The sequence below is a fragment of the Nocardia mikamii NBRC 108933 genome (genome assembly GCF_001613505.1).
GTDB classification, from domain to species: Bacteria; Actinomycetota; Actinomycetes; order Mycobacteriales; family Mycobacteriaceae; genus Nocardia; species Nocardia mikamii.
In genome coordinates this window covers 94,988-117,408 of the sequence record NZ_BDCM01000015.1, presented here as the reverse complement: position 1 = coordinate 117,408, position 22,421 = coordinate 94,988, and the positions used below count along the sequence as shown (strand labels likewise).

The window sequence follows — 22,421 nt, the reverse complement described above, 5'->3', positions numbered from 1 at the left end:
ACCACGTGCTCACCTCCTCTCGTATGCCCTGGTCCACTCAGGGTTCCACCAGTGACCGACAGCTCCGGGCAGTCCAGCGGCGAGCCGCGGCCGCACGCTATCCCCGCAGGCGCAGCACGGCCATGACCCGGCGGTGGTGGGTGTCCGACGGAGGCAGATCCAACTTCAGGAAGATGTTGCCGATGTGTTTTTCCACCGCGCGTTCGGTCACGGTGAGGGTGGTGGCGATGGAGGCGTTGGTGAGGCCCTGGGCCATCAGTTCCAGGACTTCGCGTTCACGGGGGGTGAGGCGGGCGAGCGAATCCTGTTGCCGGGCAGCGCCGAACAGCTGGCTCACCACCTCGGGGTCGAGGGCGGTGCCGCCGGTGGCGACGCGCTGCAGGGCGTCGACGAATTCGCGGACATCGGCCACCCGGTCCTTGAGGAGGTAACCGACACCGCCCGCGCCGCCGGCGAGAAGTTCGGTGGCATATCGGGTTTCGACCCATTGCGAGAATACGAGGACTCCGGTGCCGGGGAATTTCCGGCGCAGTTCGATGGCGGCGAGCAGACCTTCGTCGGTGAACGAGGGCGGCATCCGCACATCGACCACGGCGACGTCGGGGCGGGTCTCGGCCACGATCTCGCTCAACCGGATCGCATCGCCGACCATGGCCACGATCTCGTGCCCGCGATCGGTGAGCAGCCCGGCCAGACCGTCCCGCAGGATCGCGCTGTCCTCGGCGATCACGATGCGCAGCGCCTCGGCGTTCCGACCGGTCGCGGCCTCGGGCGCGTTCATTGCGGCCCCGCGATCGGCAGGGTGACGGTGATGTTCGTGGGCCCGCCGACCGGGCTGTCGACGCTCAGATTGCCATCGACGGCCCGCGCCCGCGCGGCGAGGCCGGACAGGCCGCCGCCGACCAGCCGCTCGGTCTGCGCATCGGCGTCGGCCTCGGATTCCCGGGCGACCGGACCGGGCTGTCGCACCCCACCGTGACCGTTGTCGCGCACACTCACCATCATCGTGGCCGCACCCGACGGCGCGACCGACACCCACGCCGCGCTCGCCCCCGAATGTTTCACCACGTTGGTGAGTAGTTCCGCGACCGAGAAGTACGCGATCGCCTCGATCGCCGGACTGGGTCGCTGCGGCAGATGGACACGCAGTTCGACCGGTATCGCACACCGCGCGGTCAGCGTCTCCAGCGCCGGTTCCAGGCCTAGTTCGAGCGCCGGGGGATGGATGCCGCGCACCAGTTCCCGCAGCTCGGCGATGGCGTCCTTCGAGCTCGCGCGGGCGTCGGCGATGAGCGGGGCCGGATCGGCGCCCGCGGCGAGCCGTTCCTCGGCCCGCCCCAGCGTCATCGCGATACTCACCAGCCGCGCCTGGGTGCCGTCGTGCAGGTCGCGTTCCAGCCGGCGCAGCGTCGCCGCGGAATCCTCGACCGCGACGCGCCGGCTCTCCTGCAGTTCGACCATCCGCCGATCGCGGGCGGTCGGTGTCAGCAGCGTCAGCATCAGGCCACGATGCGCCCAGCACACCGCGCGCACGAGCCACGGCAGCAGGAAGCAGCCGATGATCCCCACCGCCGCCAGTCCGAGCACCCGCGGCCAGGTGTCGATGTAGTAGTCGCCGAATTGCGCGAGCGAATGATGTTCGTGCCCTTGCGGATCCACATTCACGGGGTGAAAGACCGCCCACGGGATCGGGGAGATCGCCGTGAAGACCGTCACCGCGATCACGGTCAGCACCACGTATCCGACGAACACGCCGAGAATCGCCTCGGCGACCAGGAAGACCAGCGCCCGCCACGCGGTGCGATCGGTGAAGACGCTACGGAACCAGCCCACCAGTCCGGGCCGGGCGGTGAAGTCCGGCGGCGCCGGCAGATCGGCGGTCAGCAGCGCCGCACCCACCGCGCGGTAGATCCGTCCCCAGATCCGGCCGCCCAGCAGGACCCCCGCCAGCAGCGGAGCGCCGATGATCAGGATCGAACTGTAGAGCCCCACGCCGTAGCCGGCGAACAGATAGGCCAGCACCAGGCAGCCCAGGATCGCGGCGACGACCAGGTAGGCCAGCTCTTTCCAGGTCCGTGCCTCGAACGGGGCGCGCAGGATCGCCCGCGGCACCGACCCGGCGGTCGGGCGCGAGTCCGGACGGTCGAGGACGAGCGTCGGTTCGGCGAGTGTCTCGGTCATAGCTTCCATGCTGGTCGGGAACCATCCGCGGGACGAGGGAGCAGACCGGCGGATCGACGGTGTGGGCAGCACCACCATCGGATCCGACGGTACCGGGCGCGGCTACGATGACCGGCGTGAATCACCCGCTCCAGCCGCTGCCCGAGCCACCGGACGGCGACGTGCCGGGCCCGACCGAGTGGGGTGAACATCCGCACGGCGTCGGCCCGTGGCGCGACGAATTCGGCACCGAGCCGCCCGGCGATCCGCGCCTCGATCCGGAACTGCTCGCGCACGGCGACCGCCGCAACGTCGTCGACGCCTACCGGTACTGGTCGCGGGAGGCGATCGTCGCCGATATCGACACCCGCCGCCATCCGTTCCACATCGCGATCGAGAATTTCGGGCACGACGCCAATATCGGCACGGTGGTGCGCACCGCGAACGCCTTCGCCGCCGCGGCGGTCCACATCGTCGGGCGCCGCCGCTGGAATCGCCGCGGCGCGATGGTGACCGACCGGTACCAGCACATCGTGCATCACAGCGATATCGCCGAACTGCTGGAGTTTGCCGAACGCGAGCATCTCACCGTGGTGGCCGTCGACAACGTGCCCGGATCGGTGCCGTTGGAAACCGCTGCGCTGCCGCGTGATTGCCTGCTCCTGTTCGGTCAGGAGGGACCGGGCGTCACCGAGGCCGCCAAACGGGCCGCGGTCATGACGGTGTCGATCGCGCAGTTCGGGTCGACCCGCAGCATCAACGCGGGTGTCGCCGCCGGAATCGCCATGCACGCGTGGATAACCCAGCACGCCGACCTCGACCGTTCCTGGTGATCATCGCGAATCACGCAGTGCCGCGGCGGTCGCGGATTCGCGGCAGCGCAGCAGATCGTCCGGGGTTCCCTCGAAGACGATCCGGCCGCCGTGCCGGCCCGGCCCCGGTCCGAGGTCGATCACCCGGTCGGCCGCACGGACGACGTCGAGGTTGTGCTCGATGACGACCACCGTGTTGCCCCGGTCGATCAGATGGTCGAACAGCTGGATCAGCGTATCGATATCGCGCAGATGCAGCCCGGTCGTCGGCTCGTCGAGGACGTAGAGGGTGTGCTGGTCAGCGCGCGCGAGTTCCCTGGCGATCTTCAGCCGCTGGCATTCCCCGCCGGACAGCGTGGTCAGCGACTGCCCGAGCCGCAGATAACCGAGTCCGACCTCGTCGAGATGCCGCAGGCCGCGCGCGACGGCGGGCAGTCTCCGGATGGCCTCCGCGACGGTCAGATCATCGATATCGGCGATGGTCAGGCCGTCGACGGTGTAACCGAGCACCCGATTGGTGAACCGGCGACCCTGGCACGCCGAGCACACTGTTTCCTGACCGTCCATGAACGCCAGATCGGTGTAGATCGCGCCGGCGCCCTCGCACACCGGGCAACCGCCCTCGGAGTTCGCGCTGAACAGCGCGGCGCTCACCCCGTTCCGTTTCGCGAACAGGGTGCGTACCGCGCCCGCGATGCCGGCGTAGGTGAGTGGCGTTGACCTCCGATTGGTGCCGACCGGACGCTGGTCGACCACGGTCGCCGGATGTTGCCGCACCAGTTCCGCGGCCAGACTCGACTTACCCGACCCCGCGACGCCGGTGAGGACGGTCAGCACACCGGTTGCGATGTCGACCGAGATGTCGCGCAGATTGTTGCGAGTCGCGTTGTCGATGCGCAGTTTTCCGGTCGGCACCCGCGGTGTGCGGCCGGTTCGGCGGATCCGCAACGCCCGCCCGGTAGGCGTGTCCGCGGCCGCCAACCGATCGAAGTCGCCGGTGAACACGATTCGCCCGCCGTCCGCCCCGGCTCCCGGGCCGACCTCGACGATATGGTCGGCCACTCGCATCACATCCGGATCGTGTTCGACCACCAGGACGCTGTTGCCCTTGTCCCGCAACGATTTCAGCAATTCGGTCATCGGCCGCACATCGTGCGGATGCAGTCCGACGGTGGGTTCGTCGAAGACGTACAGCATTTCGGTGAGGCTGCTGCCGAGATGGCGAACGGTCTTGATGCGCTGCGATTCTCCGCCGGACAGCGTCGTCGTCGGACGCGAGAGCGACAGATAGCCGAGTCCGATGTGGGTGAGGGCCCTGAGCCGTTCGTGCAGCGCGGACACCACCGACACGGTCTCGGGGGCGCGCACCCCGATGATCAGCTCGGCGAGCTCACCGATCTCCATCCGGCTCATCTCGACGATGGTGCGGTCGAGTACCCGCGCCGAGCGGGCCGCCGGATTCAACCGTTGCCCGTCGCATTCCGGACACGGCCCGGAGTGGGTGAACCGTTGCAGCACGGCCTGTTTACGCTCGGACAGGTTGTCGGAGGTGTGCAGGTACACCCGCTCGAACAGTTCCAGCACCCCTTCGTAGTCCTTCGGCGGGCGCGGCCGCAGGGCGGTGGCGGCCGGCCCGCCGTGCAGTAGTGCTTCGCGTTCGGCGGGCGTCCAGTCGCGCAGCGGCACCGTCGGGTCGAAGGCATCGAGTTCGGCGTAGCGGCGGTACCAGTACTGGCCGGCGGCGAAGCCGGGCAACCGGATCGCACCCTGTTCCAGCGAGAGATCCGGATCGAGTACCTGCTCCATATCGGGAACGAGGGTTTCGCCGAGACCGGAACAGGCCGGGCACATTCCGGCCGGATCGTTGAACGAGAAGTGATTGGATTCCCCCACGTACGGCTCCCCGATCCGCGAGAACAACAGGCGCAGATAGGTGTACGCGTCGGTGATGGTGCCGACCGTCGAACGCGCGTTGCCGCCGAGCCGCTTCTGATCGATCACCACCACCGGTGAGAGCCCGTCGATCAGGTCCACCTCGGGGCGCGTCCACCGCGGCAGCCGATTGCGCACGAACGGCGGATAGGTCTCGTTCACCTGGTACCCCGCCTCGGCCGCGACGGTGTCGAACACCAGCGACGATTTGCCCGAACCGGATACCCCGGCGAACACCACCAGCCGGCCCCGCGGCACGTCGATATCCACACTTCTCAGGTTGTTGGTGCGCGCTGCGCGAATGCGGATCGAAGTCATATCCCGACGCTAGGGACAGATGTGGACAACTTATGACCGCAATTCGCGGAGGATGGAGACATGAGCGCCACTCGCCGCCTGCTCGATCTGCTCGCCTATCTGCAGACCGGCCGCCGTTACACCGGCGCCGAACTGGCCGCCCGCCTGGAGACCAGCCCGCGCACGGTCCGCCGCGATGTCGAGCGGCTGCGCGAATACGGCTATCCGGTCACCACCCAGCCCGGCCCGGGCGGCTTCTACCAGCTCACCGCCGGCCGCATCCTCCCGCCGCTGGTCTTCGACGACGACGAGGCGATCGCCACGGTCGTCGCCCTCGGCATGCTCGCGGCGACGTCGGAACCCCAGCGCCAGTCGGAACCTCAGCGCCAGTCGGATATCGGCACCGCCGCCCTGCGCGCCTTCGGCAAGATCGACCAGTTGCTGCCGAAGCGCTTGCGGGGCCGGGCGAACGCGGTGCGAGCGACGGTGGAGACGGCAGCGGTGGCGGCGCCCGCGGTTGATGCGACGGTGCTGGCGCTCGTGGCCAAGGCCGCCGCCGACCACGAACAGCTCGTCTTCGACTACCGCACGCGCACCGGCGTCGTCACCCGGCGCCGGGTCGAACCGTATCGGCAGGTGTATCAGCATCTGCGCTGGTACCTGCTGGCCTTCGACCGAGACCGCGGGGATTGGCGCACCTTCCGCCTGGATCGGATCGCCGATATCGCCGCCACCGGAACATCTTTCGAGCCGCGACCGCTACCGGCCGAGTCGGCCGCGGGCTATCTGCGGCGCGAGCTCACCGCCGGCCGGCATCGCGCGGTCGTCACCGTCGCCGCTCCCGCCGCGGCGGTCGCCGACATCCTGAAATTCCAGGACTGCGATATCGAGTCGCGCGGGCCGCAGCGCTGCCGGGTCACCACGTGGGTGGATTCGTTCGAATGGCTGGTGCTCAATCTCGCCTTCCTCGACACCGATTTCGTGATCGAGGAGCCGCGCGCGTTCCGCGACCGATCCCGCGCTCTCGCAGCACGTTTGGATCGCGCGGCCGATGCCGCGGAACCGGGCTGACGCGCGGCGGCGCCCGGGCCGGCTCGGCACGTCGCGGACACGAGTCGATCGCGTAACAAATCGGGCGCGAAATCGGGGTTCGGACTGGCACGATGTACCCATGAACTCGCGGAGCGACGACGTGCAACCGCGTCCGCATCTGCGGCGGGGGCGCGCACGAGTCGATTCCGCTGCCGAGCCGGGCGCCGAGATCTGGGCACAGCGGGCCGATGCGGCCGAATCGGCGATCGTGTCCCGGCATCTGCGGCGGCTGTGGCTGCTGCCGGGCGCCGAACTGGGCGTGGTCGGCTGGCCCGCCACCAGGGGGGAGCGGCTGTTTCTCAGCTGGAACTACTGGTGGCAGGCTCATCTGATCGACTGCGCGGTCGATGCCGCCGACCGAGAGGCCACTCCGGTCCGCACCGCCCGTATCGCCGCCGTCGCGCGTGCGCTCCGGCTGCGCAACCTCACCGGCTGGACCAACAACTATTACGACGATATGGCGTGGCTCGCACTCGCTGTGGAGCGCGCCGAACGCACGCGGGGCCTCACCGAGGTGCGCGGGGCGCTGATCGCGCTGGAGCAGCAGCTCATGGCGGGGTGGCAGCCGGAGATCGGTGCGGTGCCGTGGCGTAAGGGCGCCGACTATTTCAACGCACCCGCCAACGGCCCGGCCGCCATCGCCCTGGCGCGCCTCGGGCATCACGAGCGCGCCGCGCAGATCGCCGACTGGATCGATGCCACGCTGCGCGATCCGGAAACGGGATTGATCCTCGACGGAATCCACCTGCCCTCGGGCCGGATCGAACGGCCGACGTTCAGCTACTGCCAGGGCGTGGTCCTCGGCCTGGAAACCGAACTGGCCGTCCGGACCGGAGACGCTCGTCACCTGGAGCGAGTGCAGCGGCTGCTCCGCGCGGTCGAGGACCACATGACGGAACGGAATGTCGTCACCGGCGGGGGCGGGGGCGACGGCGGTCTGTTCAACGGGATTCTGGCCCGGTATCTCGCGCTGGTGGCGATCATGCTGCCCGGTGACGAGATGCCGCAACGATCGGCCCGCCGCTCGGCGGCCGCGATCGTGAAGGCGTCGGCCCGCGCGGCCTGGGACCGCCGGCTCGAGGTCGAGGGCGATCCGCTGTTCGGCCACGACTGGAACGAACCGGCACGGCTGCCGTCCGGCACCGCCGGCGCCGGACGGCCGACCTCGGGTGGTTCGGTCACCCCGTCGCGGGCACCGGAACGAGATCTGTCGGTGCAGCTGTCGGGCTGGATGTTGATGGAGGCCGCGCAGGCGGTGACGGCCGCCGGACTCTGACGACGCTCGTCGGCCGGGCCGGTCAGTGCCGCGGATCGGTCCACACGATGCGCGCGGGCGCCGCGGTGGCCGCGCGCTCGGGGCGGACGGTGCGCAGCGGCACGGTGTCCGGATAGTCGGCGGCCCGAATCTCGAGCGGCAGCGTGTCCAGGGCATCCGAATCGAAAGCCTGCCGGTCGAAGCCCTGGGAGTCGAAGGTCTGGCCGTCGTGGTCCTCGAGGTCCACGTCGAAGTCCTCGGCCGGCCGCGACATCTCCGCCCGATACTGCCGCAGCCCGATGACCGTGCCGATGATCAGCACCACGACCAGCGAGCCGCTCACGGTCGGCATCAGCCAGGACACCTTGTTCAGGTATCCGCCGGTGTAGTAGCCGAGCAGCAGCAGAATCGGCGCCCAGATCACCGCGCCGATCGAACTGGCGACGGTGTAGCGGCGATGGTCCATTCCGGCGGCCCCGGCGACCAGCGGGCACAGCGTGCGCACCCACGGAATCCAGCGCGCGATGAGCACTGCCGCGAACCCGTGCCGATGCAGCAGATCCGATACCCGGGCCAGATTCTCGGCGTTGACGTATTTGCCGTTCTTGCGGGCTATCAGGCGATGACCGGTGCGGGTGCCGATCACATACCCCACCTGATTACCGGCGATGGCCGCCAGCATGGTCGCCACCACCAACGCCCATACCTGCGTATGCCCCGTCTCGTGGGAGGCGAAGATGATGCCGGCGGTCAGCAGCATCGAATCGCCGGGCAGGAACAGGCCGATGATCACCGCGCACTCGAGGAAGACGAAGACCAGGACGACGGTCCAGACGAGTGCCGGCCCGGCGGACTGCAGCGGATCGAATCCGCCCAGTGCAAGGGGTAACGGCGTAGCAGGCAATGGTGTCAGTGCGTGGGTTCGTTCGTCGGTACGGACATCGTGGGCTCCTCGATCTCGAGCACCGGCTCGTGGTTACGCAGCTTCTTCGCCACGGAGATGATGGCGGGCAGGATCGAGACGAACACGATCAGCAGGAAGATGGCCTCGACGTGATCGCGAATGAACCCGACGTTCCCCAGGAAGTACCCGAGGACCGTGATGCCGCCGGCCCACAGAATGCCACCGATGATGTCGAAGGTGAGGAATTTGCGGTAATCCATTTTCGACACGCCCGCGAGCACCGGCATGAAGGTCCGCACGATCGGCACGAATCGCGCCAGGATGATCGTCTTCGGACCGTACTTCTCGAAGAAGGCGTGCGTCTCGGTGATGTAGCGCTGTTTGAAGAAGCGCCCGTCCTCCCTGTGGAACAGCGCCGGCCCGATGGCCCGGCCGATCCAGTAGGCGCACTGATCGCCGGCGATCGCGGTCACCGCCACCGCCGGCACGAGCACCCAGATCGACACGGGCGGATGTTCGAGCGCCGCGAGCAGGCCACCGGTGAACAGCAGCGAATCGCCCGGCAGGATCGGGAACAGCAGCCCTGTCTCGATGAAGACGATGACCAGGATGGCCGGCAGCACCGCATTCGACATCCAGGTATCGGTCAGCAGATACATGGGGTCGAGCAGCTTGTGGACGGAGAATCCGTCGGCGAGGGTGTTCGTGATGGCCAGCGTGGTCACGGGCCCCACAGTACCGGTCACGGTGCGATCTCACCGAACCTCACGGGAACCTCTCAGGCGTTGGCGAATTTCGGTCAACCGAGTTTCGGACCGCTCCCGGCGGTCGACACGGGTGCGCGCCCGGCCCGGCAAGTCCGCCGCAAGCGATCCCGATCCCGGCCCGCCTTTCGCGACAACGGTCCATGAACTTAGGGTATGGGCTGACAGGATTGTTGTTCGCAGCACACATACGGAGGTCACTCAGTGCCCATCGCGACTCCGGAGGTCTACGCCGAGATGCTCGGTCGGGCCAAAGAGAACTCCTTCGCCTTCCCCGCGATCAACTGCACCTCCTCGGAGACCATCAACGCGGCCATCCGCGGGTTCGCCGAGGCCGGCAGTGACGGCATCATCCAGTTCTCCACCGGCGGCGCCGAATTCGGTTCCGGCCAGGGTGTGAAGGACATGGTCACCGGTGCGGTCGCGCTGGCGGAGTTCGCTCATGTGGTGGCAGCCAAGTACGACGTGACGATCGCGCTGCACACCGATCACTGCCCCAAGGACAAGCTGGACGGATTCGTCCGTCCGCTGCTGGCCATCTCGCAGGAGCGGGTCAAGGCCGGGCAGAACCCGCTGTTCCAGTCCCACATGTGGGACGGCTCGGCCATCCCGATCGACGAGAACCTCGAGATCGCCAAGGAACTGCTGAAGCAGTCGGCCGCGGCGAACATCATTCTCGAGGTCGAGATCGGCGTGGTCGGCGGCGAAGAGGACGGCGTCGAGGCCGAGATCAACGAGAAGCTCTACACCTCGTCCGAGGACTTCGCCAAGACCATCGACGCCCTGGGCGCCGGTGAGAACGGCAAGTACCTGCTCGCCGCCACCTTCGGCAATGTGCACGGCGTCTACAAGCCGGGCAACGTGGTGCTCAAGCCCGAGGTGCTGGCCGAGGGGCAGCGTGTGGCCGCGGCCAAGCTCGGCCTGGGCGACGGCGCCAAGCCGTTCGACTTCGTCTTCCACGGCGGCTCGGGTTCGCTGAAGTCCGAAATCGACGACTCGCTGAAGTACGGCGTGGTGAAGATGAACGTCGACACCGACACCCAGTACGCCTTCACCCGTCCGATCGCCGCGCACATGTTCACCAACTACGACGGTGTGCTGAAGATCGACGGTGAGGTCGGCAACAAGAAGACCTACGACCCGCGCAGCTACCTGAAGAAGGCCGAGACCTCGATGGCCGAGCGGGTCATCGAAGCCTGCAACGACCTGCGTTCGGCCGGTAAGTCGGTCAGCGCGAAGTAGTAGTTCCGGAAGCGGAACGAGGGTGCGTCGCCCGGTGGGCGGCGCACCCTCGGCATTCGCGGCCGCCGTGGTGACGGGTTGTCCCATTCGGAGCGGCACGGGATGATCATCTCCGTGAGCAGATGGGCACTGTGCCGGGTATCCGGTCGACGCGAGGAACGAGACCGGTGAGCGATCCGACCGGCCCCCAACCTGTTCCGCCCATCGGGCTCGACGTCCGCGTACTCGGTCCCGTACAACTCTCGGTCGGCGGCGCCGCCGTTGCGGTGGGCGGACCCAAACCGCGGGCGCTGCTGGCCGCCCTGGCGGTCAACCGGCGGCGTGCGGTCTCGTCGCAGGCGCTGGCCGATATCGTCTGGAACGAGGAACCGCCGGACTCCTATCAGGCGAGCCTGCAGGTGTTCGTCTCCAATATTCGTAAGGCGCTGCGCAATTCGGGAGTCGACTCGGCCGCGGTGCTGCGCACCGAATCCTCCGGCTATCGGCTCGAAATCACCGACGACGAGTGCGATCTGGGCCGATTCGAGGCCGCTCACAGGGCCGCGATCGAGGCCGCCGCGGCGGGCGACCACGAGGGCGCGTCGCGGTTGTACGGTGCGGCACTGGAACAGTGGAGCGGCAAAGCCCTCGACGATCTGTCGGGTACCCGCTTCGCCGACACCTTCGCCACCGCGATGGACGAGGAGCGCCTGCTCGTCGCCTCCGCCCGCATCGATGCCGAAATAGCTTGTGGCCGAGCCTCGTCGGTGGTCGGCGAACTGGTGGCGATGACGAACGAGCACCCGATGCGGGAACCGCTGTGGGTCCAGCTCATCACCGCGCTGTACCTGTCAGGCCGCCAGGCAGACGCGCTGGAGGCCTGCCGCCGGGTGCGTGCGGTACTCGCCGACGAACTCGGCATCGACCCTGGCCCGGCGCTGGCCGAACTGGAGAAGCGCGTGCTGCGGCAGGAACCGCTCAACACGATGGCCATCGCCCAGGTCGAGCGGATGGCCAAGGCGATGACCGAAACCGTCACCGAAACTCCGCGCAGCGCCCGCGCCGGACGGCTGCGGCTGGCGGACGGCCGGGTGGTGCCGATCGCCAAGGGCGGCTTGAAGATCGGCCGCATGACCGACAACGATCTGATCCTCGATGATCCGAAGGTCAGCCGCTATCACGCGCACGTCCTGCCCAGCCGGGCCGGGATGCTGATCAAGGATCTGGCCTCTGCCAACGGCATCTACGTCGACGACGAGGTCGTCGACGGCGGCACCATGCTGTTCGGCGGGGAACTCATCCGGATCGGTTCGACGGTGCTGAGTTTCGAGGCCGAAACCGAATAGGCCACATCGAACACACCCGCCGGTGCGCGATTACCGCCGTGGCGGGGCATCGCCCGGGTAGGGTCGGCGCGGGTGCTGTCCGCGCAGTGAGGTCGCGGGTAGGGGAAATCGTTCGGTCGGCGAGGGGTTGCGGATGCGTGTGCGCGTACCGGCTTCGGTCGCAGTGGTGCTGCTGGGCGCCGGACTGCTGGTAGGGATGCCCGGGCCTGCCGTGGCCGAACCCGGGACAGGTACGGCGGCAACGGTTTCCGGCACCGGGCCGTGTGCCACCGACCCCGCTCCCGTGCACGAGCCGGTGGTGCCGAAGAAGCTCGAGGTGCCGATTCCGTATCCGGTGGTGACCGTCGATCAAGCACCGCCGCCCGCTAACCCGAAGCGCACGAGCGTGGATCTGCCGGCCGATCCGTGCGTCAGCCCGTGCCCGGACCTCACCGACGGTCCGCCGCCCCCGCCCGGCCTGCTGAACCGGCTCGGCGTGCCGGAGGTGCTGCTGAAGCCGCAGCCGTTCTATTTCGCGCTGCCGCCCGGACCCTCGCCCGAACCCGAGCCGCCCGCGCCGCCGCGAGCCGCGCCGCCGACCGAACCGGGTCCGGTGGTGGCCGCGCGGCCGGCGCCGAAGGTGAGCCGGGTTCACGAGGTGGCCAAGGAGACCGGCGCGAATTCGGTGAACCGCACCGATAAGCGCTGGCAGGTCGCCGGCACCGACCTGGGCATCATGTGGGAGAGCGGGCCGGGGGAGATCGCGACGGCCTTCGGCGACACCGTCGGTCACGACTTCCATCCGCCGGGCGGGATGGGTGCGGATTGGCGCAGCAATCTGCTCGCGTTCAGCACGAATCGCGACCTGGACAAGGGCATGATCATCGACCGCATGGTCGCCGACGACCGTTGTCACGCCGCCGAGGTGCTCGCCAGTCGCAAGAAGGACAATATCGAGATCACCACGATCCCGACCTCGGGTTTCGCGCTGCCGCACCGAGGTTCGGCCGACGGCACCCGGCAGTTCATGAGCTACATGTCGATTCGGACCTGGAACAGCCTGCCCGGCACCTTCTACACCAACTACGGCGGCATCGCGTACTCCGACGATCACGGGCAGACCTGGACCAAGGATCCGCACGCGCACTGGGACAACATCTTCGGGCTCGCGAATTTCCAGGTGTCGGCGATGGTTCCGCAGGGCGACTACGTCTACCTGTTCGGCACGCCGAATACGCGGCTCGGCGCGGTCGGTCTCGCCCGGGTGCCCAAGGATGAGGTGCTCGACACCTCCGCCTATCAGTACTGGCGCGACGGAAACTGGACCCCGGTCGGTGGCGCCGCGTCCGCCACACCGATCGTCGACGGACCGGTCGGTGAACTGTCGGTGCGCTACGACGGCGTTCGCGGTATCTGGCAGATGAGCTATCTCGACACCGCCAAGGCCGCGGTCGTGGTGCGGGAATCGAATGCACCGCAAGGGGTGTGGTCGCCGAGTTCGCCGTTGGTGCCCGTCTCGGCCGAATATCCCGAACTCTACGGCGGATTCATCCATCCGTGGTCGACGTCGTCGGATCTCTACTTCACCATCAGCACCTGGAGCGACTACAACGTCTACCTGATGCACGCCCGGCTGGACTGACGCGCGGGATCAGGACAACTGGACCTCGGCCAGCGCGCGGCCGAACAGCTTCTTGCCCGCGGAGGTGGCGCTCAGCAGAATCGTCGCGACCCGACGCTGCGGGTCCAGGGACTTGATCCGGGCGGAGAATTCGATCGCGGCCGGCGAAAAACGTTCCACCGGAACGTATCCGGAGAAGCGCACACTGTAGCTTTCGATCGCTCCCGGATCCCCGAGCCACGAGGTCAGATAGTGCGCACCCAGACCCATGGTGAGCATGCCGTGCGCGACCACGGTGGGCAGGCCGGCCAGTTCGGCGGCGCGATCGCTGAAGTGGATCGGGTTGGGGTCACCTGCCACGCCGGCGTAGTTGACCAGATCGCCGCGGGTGAGTCGCATCGTCGCCGTGGGTAAGAGGTCACCGACCGCGAGATCGTCGAAATTCGGCTGGGTGTCGACGGTGATGCCCCTGCGCGAGTCGGCGCGCGAGGGTTCGGGGGTGGCCTCCTCGGTGCCGATCGGGATCAGCACCTCGGGAGCGGCCGGGCCGCCCTCCCGGCGATGCATGACCAGACCGTCGACCAGTCGCACGATATCGGCGTCGACCTCGGCGCCCAGGCGCGCCACGATGGTGGTGACACCCACCTGGACGACGGTGTCCTCGGCATCGAGGACGGTGGCCTTCACGGTGATGAAATCGTTCCCGCGCAAGTGGCGGATCGATTCGATCTCCGCCTCGCTGCGCAGCACGTCGCCGGCCAGGATCGGGCGGTGGATGTGGAACACCTGATCGGTCTGCAGGATCTGCGACAGGTCGTATTCGCTGAGCACGCTGTCGAGCAGGGCCTGCGTGGTCGCCATGCCGAGCACCGAGGCGAAGGTCGGCGGCGCCACGACGGCATCCCAGCCGAACTTGGCGGCGTCGGCCTCGAAGTGGTGGGCGGGGTGATGATTCTGCACGGCCCGCGCGAATTCGCGGATCTTCTCCCTGCCCACCTCGTAGCGGTCCCGAATCCGGTAGTGCCGACCGGCCAGTGCGGTGGATGCCGGCGCGGGGGGTGCCAGCTCCGGCATGTCCCTTGCTCCCTGCTCGATTCTTACTGCGTAAACGACAGCACCGGTCGACCACCCCGGAACGGATCAGCGGAGGGTCGGCGGCGTGACAATCCGGGCCATGCTATCGGCGTACCGGACCGCTGACCAGGTGTCTGTGACGTGCATCGCCGGCCACCGGCGCGATGTGACGCCGAGGTGACGCACGTCATCGACTCCGGCGCGGCTATTGCGCGGCGCCGGCGGGATCGCACACCTTCCAGCCGCCGTCGGTCTGCTGCAGATCGAAGGTACGGGCGGTCGAGCGGCTCGGATCGGCATCGGTGTAGATGTCGACCTGAGCGACGGCCTTGTCCCCGGTGATCTGGACGCCGTCCACGCCCGCGACCTTCGGGATCTTCTTCTGATCCACCGCCAGCTTGTGCACGCCGGCGTACTGATCGGGCGCGATGTTCTGGTAGAAGTCGTGCAGTTTGCCGCATGTCGCGGACTGCAGCTGGCTCAGGTTCCCGGACGCCAGGGCGTTGGTGTAGCTGTTGACCGCGCCCTTGACCTGTGCCTCCGGTGAATTGTCGGAACCGCCGGTGGCCAGTGCGACCACCGCCACGATCGCGACGATCACCACCACGACCGCACCGCCGGCGAGCAACAGCCAGCGCTTGCTGCGCGCGGGCTGTCCCGGCGCCGCATCCGGTTCCGCCGCCGGGACCCGCTGCGGTTGTGCCATCGGACGCGGTGGGACCGGTTGCGATCCACCCGGCTGGTTCGGCGTACCCGATTGTCCCGGTCCGCCCGGCTGGTTCGGCCCACCCGGTGCGCCCGGCCCGTTCGGCTGTGCGGACAGTGCCGGTGCGGTCATCTTGGTATCGGCAGGTGACGGCGCGCCGCCGGGGCGCGGGGTTTGCTCACCTTGTGCCGCAGGACCTTTCAGACCCTGCGCGCCGAGCGCTGCGGATGCTCCCGGCAGCCCCGGCCCACCCGGACGTTGTCCGGGTGCCCCGGCGCCATGCCCACCGGGGCCCTGCGGCCCGGGTGAACCCTGCCCCTGCGGTCCGTGCGCGCCCGGGCCTTGGGCGCCGGGCCCCTTCGGGCCCTGTCCACCTGGGCCCTTCGGCCCCTGTGCGTTCGAGCCTTGTGCGTTCGGGCCCTGTGCGCCTGGGCCCTTCGGACCCTGTGCGTTCGGACCCTGTGCACCCGGGCCCTGCACGCCTGGACCCTTTGCGCCCGGGCCCTGCGCGGCCGGGCCCTGTGTGCCCGGCCCCTGCGGGTTCGGTCCGCCGGGACGCTGGGGCCCCTGTCCGCGGCCCTGGGTACCGGGGCCACCGGCGGGCCCCTGCTGAGCCGGTCCGTTCGGACCGGCTCCGACTCGCTGTCCCGGCCCGCCCGAGCCTTGCCCCGGCCCACCGGGGCCGCCGGCCGGGCCCTGCTGTCCCGGTCCGCCTGCGGCACTCTGCCGGCCCTGACCGGGCCCGCCCGCCGGGCCTTGCTCCGGCCCGCCGCTCGTCCGCCCCTGTCCGGGTGCGCCGCCTGCGGGGCCGCGCTGGGTACCGGCGGCGGCAGCGGCTGCGCCGAGCCCCGCGGCACCGGCGGCCGGGCCACCGATGCGGCCCTTCGGTCCCGGGCCGCCGGCAGCGGGCCCTCGCGATCCCGGGGCGCCGGGCGCGCCCTGGCTCTGCTCACTGCCCGGACCGCCCTGTGCCCCAGGGCGCTTCGGTCCGCCCTGCCCGGCTCCCGGCCGCGTGGCGCGAAGCTTCTCGGTGGCCGCCGGGTCGGGCTTCTGAATGGGCAGGATCGTCGTGGCATCGTCGGACGGGTTCGAAATCGCGGGAACGTCCTGTGGTGCTTCGGCTTTCGGGTCCGATGCGGAGGTTCCCCGATCGCTGTTCGTCCCGCCGGACTGCTGCGCGGGGCTGGACTTCGCGGTCTTCTGGCCGCCCTTGCTGGACGAAACCTTGGGCAGTGCAACGGTTTTCGACTCGTCGATACCGTCGCCGTTCCCGTTCTCGGCAGCGGTCGGCGCCTTCGAGCTCGGCGCGGCGTCCCGGCCGGCTGCGGCACTTCCGGCGCCGCCGGCCTTCACGGCACCCGCGGCCTTCGCGCCCTTCGCGGTGCGCTCGGTATCGGGTGCGGCGGCCGGGCCGTTTGTCGTCGCCGGGCCGTTCGTGGCGGCGGATCCGGCAGTGCCGGTCGCGGCGTCGGACTTGCCGGAGTCCTCGGAGGTGGGAGCCTTGCCGGGTTCCTCGGTCTGCTCGCCGGATTCCGCGCGCCTGGGGATGGCGACCGTCTCCGCTTCGCCCGCCGCCGCACCGCTCGGCGCGGTGCCCGCCTTTCCGGCGGCGCCCTTCTCGGCACGGGCCGGCTCGGCGGGTTCGCCGCCGTCGCTCGCCGTCGAGCCGGGCGCACCGGCGGCCGGCTTGCCGGAACCGGCTGTACCGGAACCGCCGGACTCCGCGCCGGGCGCGCCCGCGCCGGACTTGTCGCCGGCCCCGGAATTCGCCTGTCCCGAAGCGATTTTCGCACCCGGCGCGCGAATGACCTGGGTTTGCGCCGACGGCGACGGCATGGGCGCGGTGGGGGCGGCGCCGGGCAGTTGATCCCGGGAGATGCGCTGGGTACGGTCCGGGGCGCCGGTGTCCGGTTCGCGGCCGGGAGCGGGCTCGCCCTGGGCGCCGGGTTTCGCCGGTCCGTCCGGACCCGCACCGGATGCAGCCTGACGCGGGCGGTCGCCGGAGGCGCCCTGGTGCGGCTTCTGGTCGTCGTTCGGGTCGGACACGCGCTACCCCTTGCTCACTATCGGCTGTCGGTCGTCGACTGTCGGTCTCAGACGGCCAGCCTAATGGGGTCGGGGCGCGTAGGAGGCGGCAGACGCGCAACCATATAAGGCCTCGCCATCGCGACCGGGGCCCGGCGCACCCGCTGCCCGGCGAGCCGATGCGGTGGCGGTGCACAATGAAGCCCATGACCTCCTTCGGTGATCTGCTCGGACCGCAGCCGGTATTGCTTCCCGAAAACACGGAAGCCGAACAGGCCCTGCTGGACAATCAGGACCCGGTCCAGGTCGCCGCCGCGCATCCGACGGCCTCCGTGGCCTGGGCGCAACTGGCCGAGGATGCGCTCGACCGCGCCGGCGTCGTGGGCGCGCCCGAGGGCCGGGCGGAGGTGACCCTCGATGTGGTGGCGGCCTACGCCTTCGCCCGCACGGGCTACCACCGTGGCCTGGACCTGCTGCGCCGCAACGGCTGGAAGGGCTTCGGCCCGGTGCCGTGGAGCCACGAACCCAACCAGGGCTTCCTCCGTGCGGTCGGCGCGCTCGCCCGGGCCGCCCAGGCCATCGGTGAGAGCGACGAATACGCCCGCTGCCTGGACCTGCTCGAGGATTGCGATCCCCGCGCCGCCGCCGAACTCGGTCTGGACTGAGACTGGCCGGCACGGAACGGTTCGCGACCGCCATCACCGTCGATGCGGTTCGCGACAGCGGTAAACAGCGCATGCGCAATGGATGGGTACGCCTGCGCCGATCCGCGCTTCCGATCTTTCAGTGCGCCGTGGGCGCGGCCCTGTCCTGGTTCGTCGCCCACCGGTTGGTGGGACATCCACAACCGTTCTTCGCGCCGATGGCCGCGGTCATCTCGATCGGCGTGTCGTTCGGTGCGCGACTGCGCCGATCCGTGGAACTCGTCGGCGGTGTGGCCGTCGGGATCGGGATCGGCGACTTCTTCATCGGACAGGTCGGAACCGGTGCGTGGCAGATCGCGCTCGTCGTCGGGGTGGCGATGGCGACCGCGGTATTTCTCGACCGAGGTGCGGTCATCCCGATGCAGGCCGCCAGTTCGGCGGTGCTGGTCGCCACGTTGATGCCGCCGCATACCGGCGGAGGTCTCAACCGCATGGTCGACGCGCTGGTCGGTGGGTTCGTCGGCGTCGTGGTGGTGGCCGCGATTCCGCTGCACCCCGTGCGCCGGGCCCGGCAGCAGGCCGCCGATATCCTGACCGTCCTGGGTGCGGCGCTGACCGAATGCGCCGACGGCCTCCACGAGCAGAATGCGGAGAAGGTCCGTGCCGCGCTGCATTCCGTGCGCGGTACGCAACCGCAGATCGACGGCCTGCGCAATGCGGTCGAGGGCGGGCGCGAGGTCAGCCGGATCTCGCCGCTGTACTGGAATTCCCGGCCTCGGCTCGAAGCGATCCGCGCGGCGGTCGACCCGCTCGACAATGCCGTGCGCAATACCCGAGTGTTGTTGCGCCGCGCCCTGACCCTGGTGCGCGACGACGAAATCCTCGATCCCCGAATGATCGCCGAGGTCGAAGAACTGGGGCAGGCGGTCGAAGTGGTGCGCCGCTACATGGTTGCCGAACCCGGCGAACAGCCCGATGCCGCCGAGGCCACGCGGGTCCTGCGGCGCGTGGCGAAGGGCGCGACCAAGGATCTGGTCGAAGGCGCCGGCCTGTCCTCGCTCGTGGTTTTCGCCCAATTGCGTTCCATCGTGGTCGATCTGATGCAGGTCTGCGGGATCAAACGCCTGTCAGCGCTCGCGCTGCTACCGCCGACCGTGCAGAACCCCTATGTGGCGCCGGAGGATTGACGACATGGCGGTACCAGTAGTCGCCGAGCGGTCCGCGAGGTCGCCGGGTCCGGCCGCGCACGGCCACCGCGATCGAATCGGGTAGTCGACTACTCGTGTCGCGGGTGAGCGCGGATCGTACGTTTGTCTCGACCGCGTCGACGAGGGGTGGCGCGGTCGGAAAACTTCGCGACGGATGCGACGTGCGGCCGATTGGTGTGCGGCCGACCGCGTAGGGGGCGGGCGCTCCGTCGCGAAGAGGGCCGCCCGGTTCCCGTTCGCCGGCGAATCGAACCGGAATCGGGCGCGCCCGCCGAAATTCGCGGGTCAGGTCCAGAAGCGGGTCAGATAACTACCGACGGCCGCCCAGTCCGACGGCACGCCCGACAGCTCGAACACCCAGTAGACGGCGTCGAAGAACACCCGATTGAGTTCGGGGACCCACAGGATCGCGAGCAACAGCAGCAGCCCGAACGGCTTCACCTGATCCAGCGAACGCCGGGTCTGATAACTCAGCGACGGCTCGATGATCGCGTAGCCGTCGGTGCCCGGAATCGGCAGCAGATTCAGAATCGTCGCGGTGATCTGCAGAAACGCCAGGAAACTCAGGCCGAACCAGAAGGCGGCATGGTCGTGGGTGGAGCCGGCGAATCGGACGATGACCAGCAGCACCACCGCGCACAACGCGTTGACCGCCGGACCCGCGGCGCTGATCGCACGCTGGATGCGTGCCGAGAAGTTCTGCGTATTCAGATAGACCGCGCCACCGGGCAGCGCGAACCCGCCCAGCGCGATGAAGAAGATCGGCAGTGCGATCGACAGCAGCGGATGGCTGTACTTCACCGGATTCAGCGTCAGGTATCCGCGCATCTGCACTTCGCGGTCCCCGGCTCGGTACGCCGTGTACGCGTGGCCGAATTCGTGCAGGCACACGCTGAGAATCCAGCCCGCCACCACCAAGACGAACACTCCCGCCTTGGCCCGGGTGGACAGCGGATCGGCATCCCAGGCCAGCGCCCCGCCCAGGGCGGTGATCACGACGATCAGCAAGAAGATCGGACTCGGGCTGATCCCCCGGCGGTACTCCCGGGTCCCTACGTGGTTACGCAAGCTGCCGCCTCCGGGGCCGTCGTCCGTACCGCGCTACTCGCCGAGCCGGGAAGGAGTAGCTCATCGCACCAGCAGCCAGGGCTCGTGATGACGGTAGAAACTCGACCGCGGCACGGTGCGATCGGCGGCGATGCCGTCGCGGGTCACCGCGGCGCCCGGCGAACCCAGCTGTACGGCCCGCCCGGCGACCCAGCGCTTCTTACCCCAGCCGCGTTGCACCGTCGCGCGCACGCCCGGCATCTCGAGTGTCGGCGAAACATGCAGTGCCGCAACCTTTCCGGTGAACAACCGGACTTCGTCGACGTAGGCCTCGCCCTCGAGTTTGCCGCCGTCGCGGCCGGTGATCGTGGCCCGGCCGACCAGGACGGTACCGGTCTCGTCACGGATCAGGGGGGTCGGCTCGGCCCGGCCTTCCAGCGCGCGTTTGGCGGCGTGCGAGCCCGTCCCGGTCTGATAGGCGCGAGAACCGTAGGTGCGATCGACCGGCACGTAGCCGATCTCGACGGCCAGCCGTTCGGTGCGCAGCAGATGGGTGAGCACCGCGGCCAGACCGGCGTCCTCACCCAGCACGATCAGTCGTGGCTGGTTGTCGGCGGCCAGCACCGGAAGCAGTTCGTCCAGTTCGGCGGTTTCGGGGATCGCCGTGGTCTGGGTAGTGGGCAGCGCCGCGAGCGCGATGGGCACGGGAGCGCCGTTGCAGCGGAGAACATGAGTACTCAACTGCCGAACACCCTCCTCGGACCTGCCAACGCCATCGCCCTCGCTGCCTACCGGGCGCACCCCTGCGGGGACGCCTCCGCAGGCCACTGTAATCGGCTCGGGCGGTCGGCGCGCTCTCCGCTGCGCCACGCGGGGGAGGAGGTGGCTGGTTACGGCACGAATTGTGTCCACTAGACTGTCCCTCCGGCCACCGCCACTTGGCGCGAGCGACGGGCCTCGGGAGCGCCGTCATCGGGCTCTGCAACGGCAGGTAGCTGCAGCGTCGCCGATGCTGCGTGTCGAAACCGTAGGAGACTCCCATGCCGGCAATCGTGCTGATCGGCGCCCAGTGGGGCGACGAGGGTAAGGGCAAAGCTACCGATCTGCTCGGTGGCCGCGTCCAGTGGGTGGTCCGCTACCAGGGTGGCAACAACGCAGGTCACACCGTGGTCCTGCCGAACGGCGACAATTTCGCGCTGCACCTCATCCCGTCCGGCATCCTGACGCCGGGCGTCACCAATGTCATCGGCAACGGTGTCGTCATCGATCCGGGTGTGCTGCTCGACGAACTCGCCGGACTGGAACAGCGCTCGGTGGATACCACCCGGCTGCTGCTGTCGGCGGACGCGCACCTGATCATGCCGTACCACGTGGCCATCGATAAGGTCACCGAACGCTTCCTCGGCAACAAGAAGATCGGCACCACCGGACGCGGCATCGGCCCCTGCTATCAGGACAAGGTGGCCCGCGTGGGCGTGCGCGTCGCCGATGTGCTGGACGAGAAGATCCTCACTCAGAAGGTCGAAGCCGCACTGGAATTCAAGAACCAGGTGCTGGTGAAGATCTACAACCGGCGCGCACTCGACCCGCAGCAGGTGGTCGACGAGGTGCTGAATCAGGCCGAGGGCTTCAAACACCGCATCAGCGACACCCGGCTGCTGCTCAACCAGGCCCTGGAGAACGGCGAGACCGTTCTGCTGGAGGGGTCGCAGGGCACCCTGCTCGACGTCGACCACGGCACCTATCCCTATGTGACGTCGTCGAATCCCACCTCCGGCGGCGCCGCGGTGGGCGCGGGCGTGGGCCCCAACAAGATCACCACGGTGCTCGGCATCCTGAAGGCCTACACCACGCGCGTCGGCTCCGGCCCGTTCCCGACCGAACTGTTCGACCAGTCCGGCGAATATCTCGCCAAGACCGGCGGCGAGGTCGGCGTGACCACCGGCCGCGCCCGCCGCACCGGCTGGTTCGACGCGGTGATCGCGCGCTACGCCACCCGGGTCAACGGCATCACCGACTACTTCCTCACCAAACTGGATGTGCTGTCGAGCCTGGACCGGGTGCCGATCTGCGTGGCCTACGAGATCGACGGCGAGCGGGTGGAGCAGATGCCCACCACCCAGACCGAATTCCACCACGCCAAGCCCATCTACGAGGAGATGCCGGGCTGGTGGGAGGACATCTCCGGGGCCCGCAACTTCGAGGATCTGCCGGCCAACGCGCGCGCGTACGTCGAACGGCTGGAAGAGCTTTCCGGTGCCCGCGTGTCCTGCATCGGCGTCGGGCCCGGCCGCGACGAGACGATCGTCCGTCACGACATCCTGAACTAGCGAA

17 protein-coding genes and 1 pseudogene are annotated in these 22,421 nt (G+C 69.0%); 9 read left to right on the top strand and 9 right to left on the bottom strand.

Going from position 1 to position 22,421, the window contains the following annotated elements; translation table 11 throughout:
* Positions 1-97 precede the first annotated feature (97 nt).
* Together NMI01S_RS25310 and NMI01S_RS25305 are read right to left on the bottom strand one after the other, a co-directional pair.
* The gene (locus NMI01S_RS25310; protein WP_174554570.1) at positions 98-781 is read right to left on the bottom strand and encodes a response regulator transcription factor; all 684 of its coding nucleotides are present in this window, start codon (positions 779-781) and stop codon (positions 98-100) included.
* Positions 778-2,181, bottom strand: coding sequence for a sensor histidine kinase (locus NMI01S_RS25305; RefSeq protein ID WP_245717016.1), 1,404 nt, complete (start codon positions 2,179-2,181; stop codon positions 778-780). The genes NMI01S_RS25310 and NMI01S_RS25305 overlap by 4 nt, the downstream gene beginning before the upstream one ends.
* A gap of 116 nt (positions 2,182-2,297) precedes the next feature.
* Between NMI01S_RS25305 and NMI01S_RS25300 the strand changes: the two genes are divergently transcribed.
* The gene (locus NMI01S_RS25300) at positions 2,298-2,993 is read left to right on the top strand and encodes a TrmH family RNA methyltransferase (protein WP_245717015.1); all 696 of its coding nucleotides are present in this window, start codon (positions 2,298-2,300) and stop codon (positions 2,991-2,993) included.
* Here NMI01S_RS25300 and NMI01S_RS25295 read toward each other — a convergent pair whose 3' ends face one another.
* Positions 2,994-5,222 (bottom strand): ATP-binding cassette domain-containing protein, encoded by a 2,229-nt coding sequence (locus NMI01S_RS25295; protein WP_063001208.1) that lies wholly within the window; start codon positions 5,220-5,222, stop codon positions 2,994-2,996.
* Between the two features lie 60 nt (positions 5,223-5,282).
* Here NMI01S_RS25295 and NMI01S_RS25290 point away from each other — a divergent pair, with 60 nt between their 5' ends.
* Positions 5,283-6,272, top strand: a complete 990-nt coding sequence (locus NMI01S_RS25290; protein ID WP_063001207.1) for a helix-turn-helix transcriptional regulator — start codon at positions 5,283-5,285, stop codon at positions 6,270-6,272.
* 100 nt (positions 6,273-6,372) lie between these two features.
* Positions 6,373-7,569, top strand: coding sequence for a glycoside hydrolase family 76 protein (locus tag NMI01S_RS25285; RefSeq protein ID WP_084513248.1), 1,197 nt, complete (start codon positions 6,373-6,375; stop codon positions 7,567-7,569).
* Between the two features lie 220 nt (positions 7,570-7,789).
* On the opposite strand, the pseudogene NMI01S_RS25280 reads toward NMI01S_RS25285, so the two are convergent.
* Positions 7,790-8,461: pseudogene (locus tag NMI01S_RS25280) on the bottom strand (DedA family protein); the annotation flags it as partial.
* Positions 8,458-9,111, bottom strand: coding sequence for a DedA family protein (locus tag NMI01S_RS25275; RefSeq protein WP_063001299.1), 654 nt, complete (start codon positions 9,109-9,111; stop codon positions 8,458-8,460). The pseudogene NMI01S_RS25280 and the gene NMI01S_RS25275, both read right to left, overlap by 4 nt.
* A gap of 309 nt (positions 9,112-9,420) precedes the next feature.
* Between NMI01S_RS25275 and fbaA the strand changes: the two genes are divergently transcribed.
* The 3 genes from fbaA (at position 9,421) to NMI01S_RS25260 (ending at position 13,404) form a co-directional block, all read left to right on the top strand.
* A complete protein-coding gene (fbaA, locus tag NMI01S_RS25270) occupies positions 9,421-10,458 on the top strand; it encodes a class II fructose-bisphosphate aldolase (RefSeq protein WP_063001206.1) in 1,038 nt (345 codons plus the stop codon).
* A gap of 167 nt (positions 10,459-10,625) precedes the next feature.
* Positions 10,626-11,783, top strand: coding sequence for a BTAD domain-containing putative transcriptional regulator (locus tag NMI01S_RS25265; RefSeq protein WP_439956299.1), 1,158 nt, complete (start codon positions 10,626-10,628; stop codon positions 11,781-11,783).
* Positions 11,784-11,916: 133 nt separating this feature from the next.
* Entirely contained in the window at positions 11,917-13,404 is a 1,488-nt protein-coding gene (locus NMI01S_RS25260) for a glycoside hydrolase family 183 protein (protein WP_063001205.1), read from the top strand.
* 9 nt (positions 13,405-13,413) lie between these two features.
* Here NMI01S_RS25260 and NMI01S_RS25255 read toward each other — a convergent pair whose 3' ends face one another.
* Together NMI01S_RS25255 and NMI01S_RS35055 are read right to left on the bottom strand one after the other, a co-directional pair.
* Entirely contained in the window at positions 13,414-14,457 is a 1,044-nt protein-coding gene (locus NMI01S_RS25255) for a fused (3R)-hydroxyacyl-ACP dehydratase subunits HadA/HadB (RefSeq protein ID WP_063001204.1), read from the bottom strand.
* A gap of 205 nt (positions 14,458-14,662) precedes the next feature.
* Positions 14,663-17,209 (bottom strand): Rv0361 family membrane protein, encoded by a 2,547-nt coding sequence (locus NMI01S_RS35055; protein ID WP_157126354.1) that lies wholly within the window; start codon positions 17,207-17,209, stop codon positions 14,663-14,665.
* 185 nt (positions 17,210-17,394) lie between these two features.
* Between NMI01S_RS35055 and NMI01S_RS25240 the strand changes: the two genes are divergently transcribed.
* Both NMI01S_RS25240 and NMI01S_RS25235 read left to right on the top strand, forming a co-directional pair.
* Positions 17,395-17,853, top strand: coding sequence for a DUF3151 domain-containing protein (locus tag NMI01S_RS25240; RefSeq protein ID WP_063001201.1), 459 nt, complete (start codon positions 17,395-17,397; stop codon positions 17,851-17,853).
* 71 nt (positions 17,854-17,924) lie between these two features.
* Complete coding sequence (locus NMI01S_RS25235; protein WP_063001200.1) at positions 17,925-19,019, top strand: FUSC family protein; 1,095 nt, start codon at positions 17,925-17,927, stop codon at positions 19,017-19,019.
* A 306-nt stretch (positions 19,020-19,325) separates the two neighbouring features.
* Here NMI01S_RS25235 and NMI01S_RS25230 read toward each other — a convergent pair whose 3' ends face one another.
* On the bottom strand, positions 19,326-20,108 hold the full coding sequence (locus tag NMI01S_RS25230; protein WP_063001199.1) for a site-2 protease family protein: 783 nt from the start codon (positions 20,106-20,108) through the stop codon (positions 19,326-19,328).
* Between the two features lie 60 nt (positions 20,109-20,168).
* Positions 20,169-20,792, bottom strand: a complete 624-nt coding sequence (locus tag NMI01S_RS25225) for a hypothetical protein (RefSeq protein ID WP_245717014.1) — start codon at positions 20,790-20,792, stop codon at positions 20,169-20,171.
* A gap of 335 nt (positions 20,793-21,127) precedes the next feature.
* On the opposite strand from NMI01S_RS25225, the gene NMI01S_RS25220 reads away from it, so the two are divergent.
* Positions 21,128-22,417, top strand: coding sequence for an adenylosuccinate synthase (locus NMI01S_RS25220; RefSeq protein WP_063001197.1), 1,290 nt, complete (start codon positions 21,128-21,130; stop codon positions 22,415-22,417).
* Positions 22,418-22,421 lie beyond the last annotated feature (4 nt).

Coding starts and splice junctions, on each gene's coding strand:
- NMI01S_RS25290 (WP_063001207.1), top strand. CDS start 5,283: ATGAGCGCCACTCGCCGCCTGCTCGATCTGCTCGCCTATCTGCAGACC.
- NMI01S_RS25240 (WP_063001201.1), top strand. CDS start 17,395: ATGACCTCCTTCGGTGATCTGCTCGGACCGCAGCCGGTATTGCTTCCC.
- NMI01S_RS25220 (WP_063001197.1), top strand. CDS start 21,128: ATGCCGGCAATCGTGCTGATCGGCGCCCAGTGGGGCGACGAGGGTAAG.
- NMI01S_RS25310 (WP_174554570.1), bottom strand. CDS start 781: ATGAACGCGCCCGAGGCCGCGACCGGTCGGAACGCCGAGGCGCTGCGC.
- NMI01S_RS25260 (WP_063001205.1), top strand. CDS start 11,917: ATGCGTGTGCGCGTACCGGCTTCGGTCGCAGTGGTGCTGCTGGGCGCC.
- NMI01S_RS25255 (WP_063001204.1), bottom strand. CDS start 14,457: ATGCCGGAGCTGGCACCCCCCGCGCCGGCATCCACCGCACTGGCCGGT.
- NMI01S_RS25275 (WP_063001299.1), bottom strand. CDS start 9,111: ATGTATCTGCTGACCGATACCTGGATGTCGAATGCGGTGCTGCCGGCC.
- NMI01S_RS25235 (WP_063001200.1), top strand. CDS start 17,925: ATGCGCAATGGATGGGTACGCCTGCGCCGATCCGCGCTTCCGATCTTT.
- NMI01S_RS25305 (WP_245717016.1), bottom strand. CDS start 2,181: ATGACCGAGACACTCGCCGAACCGACGCTCGTCCTCGACCGTCCGGAC.
- NMI01S_RS25285 (WP_084513248.1), top strand. CDS start 6,373: ATGAACTCGCGGAGCGACGACGTGCAACCGCGTCCGCATCTGCGGCGG.
- NMI01S_RS25295 (WP_063001208.1), bottom strand. CDS start 5,222: ATGACTTCGATCCGCATTCGCGCAGCGCGCACCAACAACCTGAGAAGT.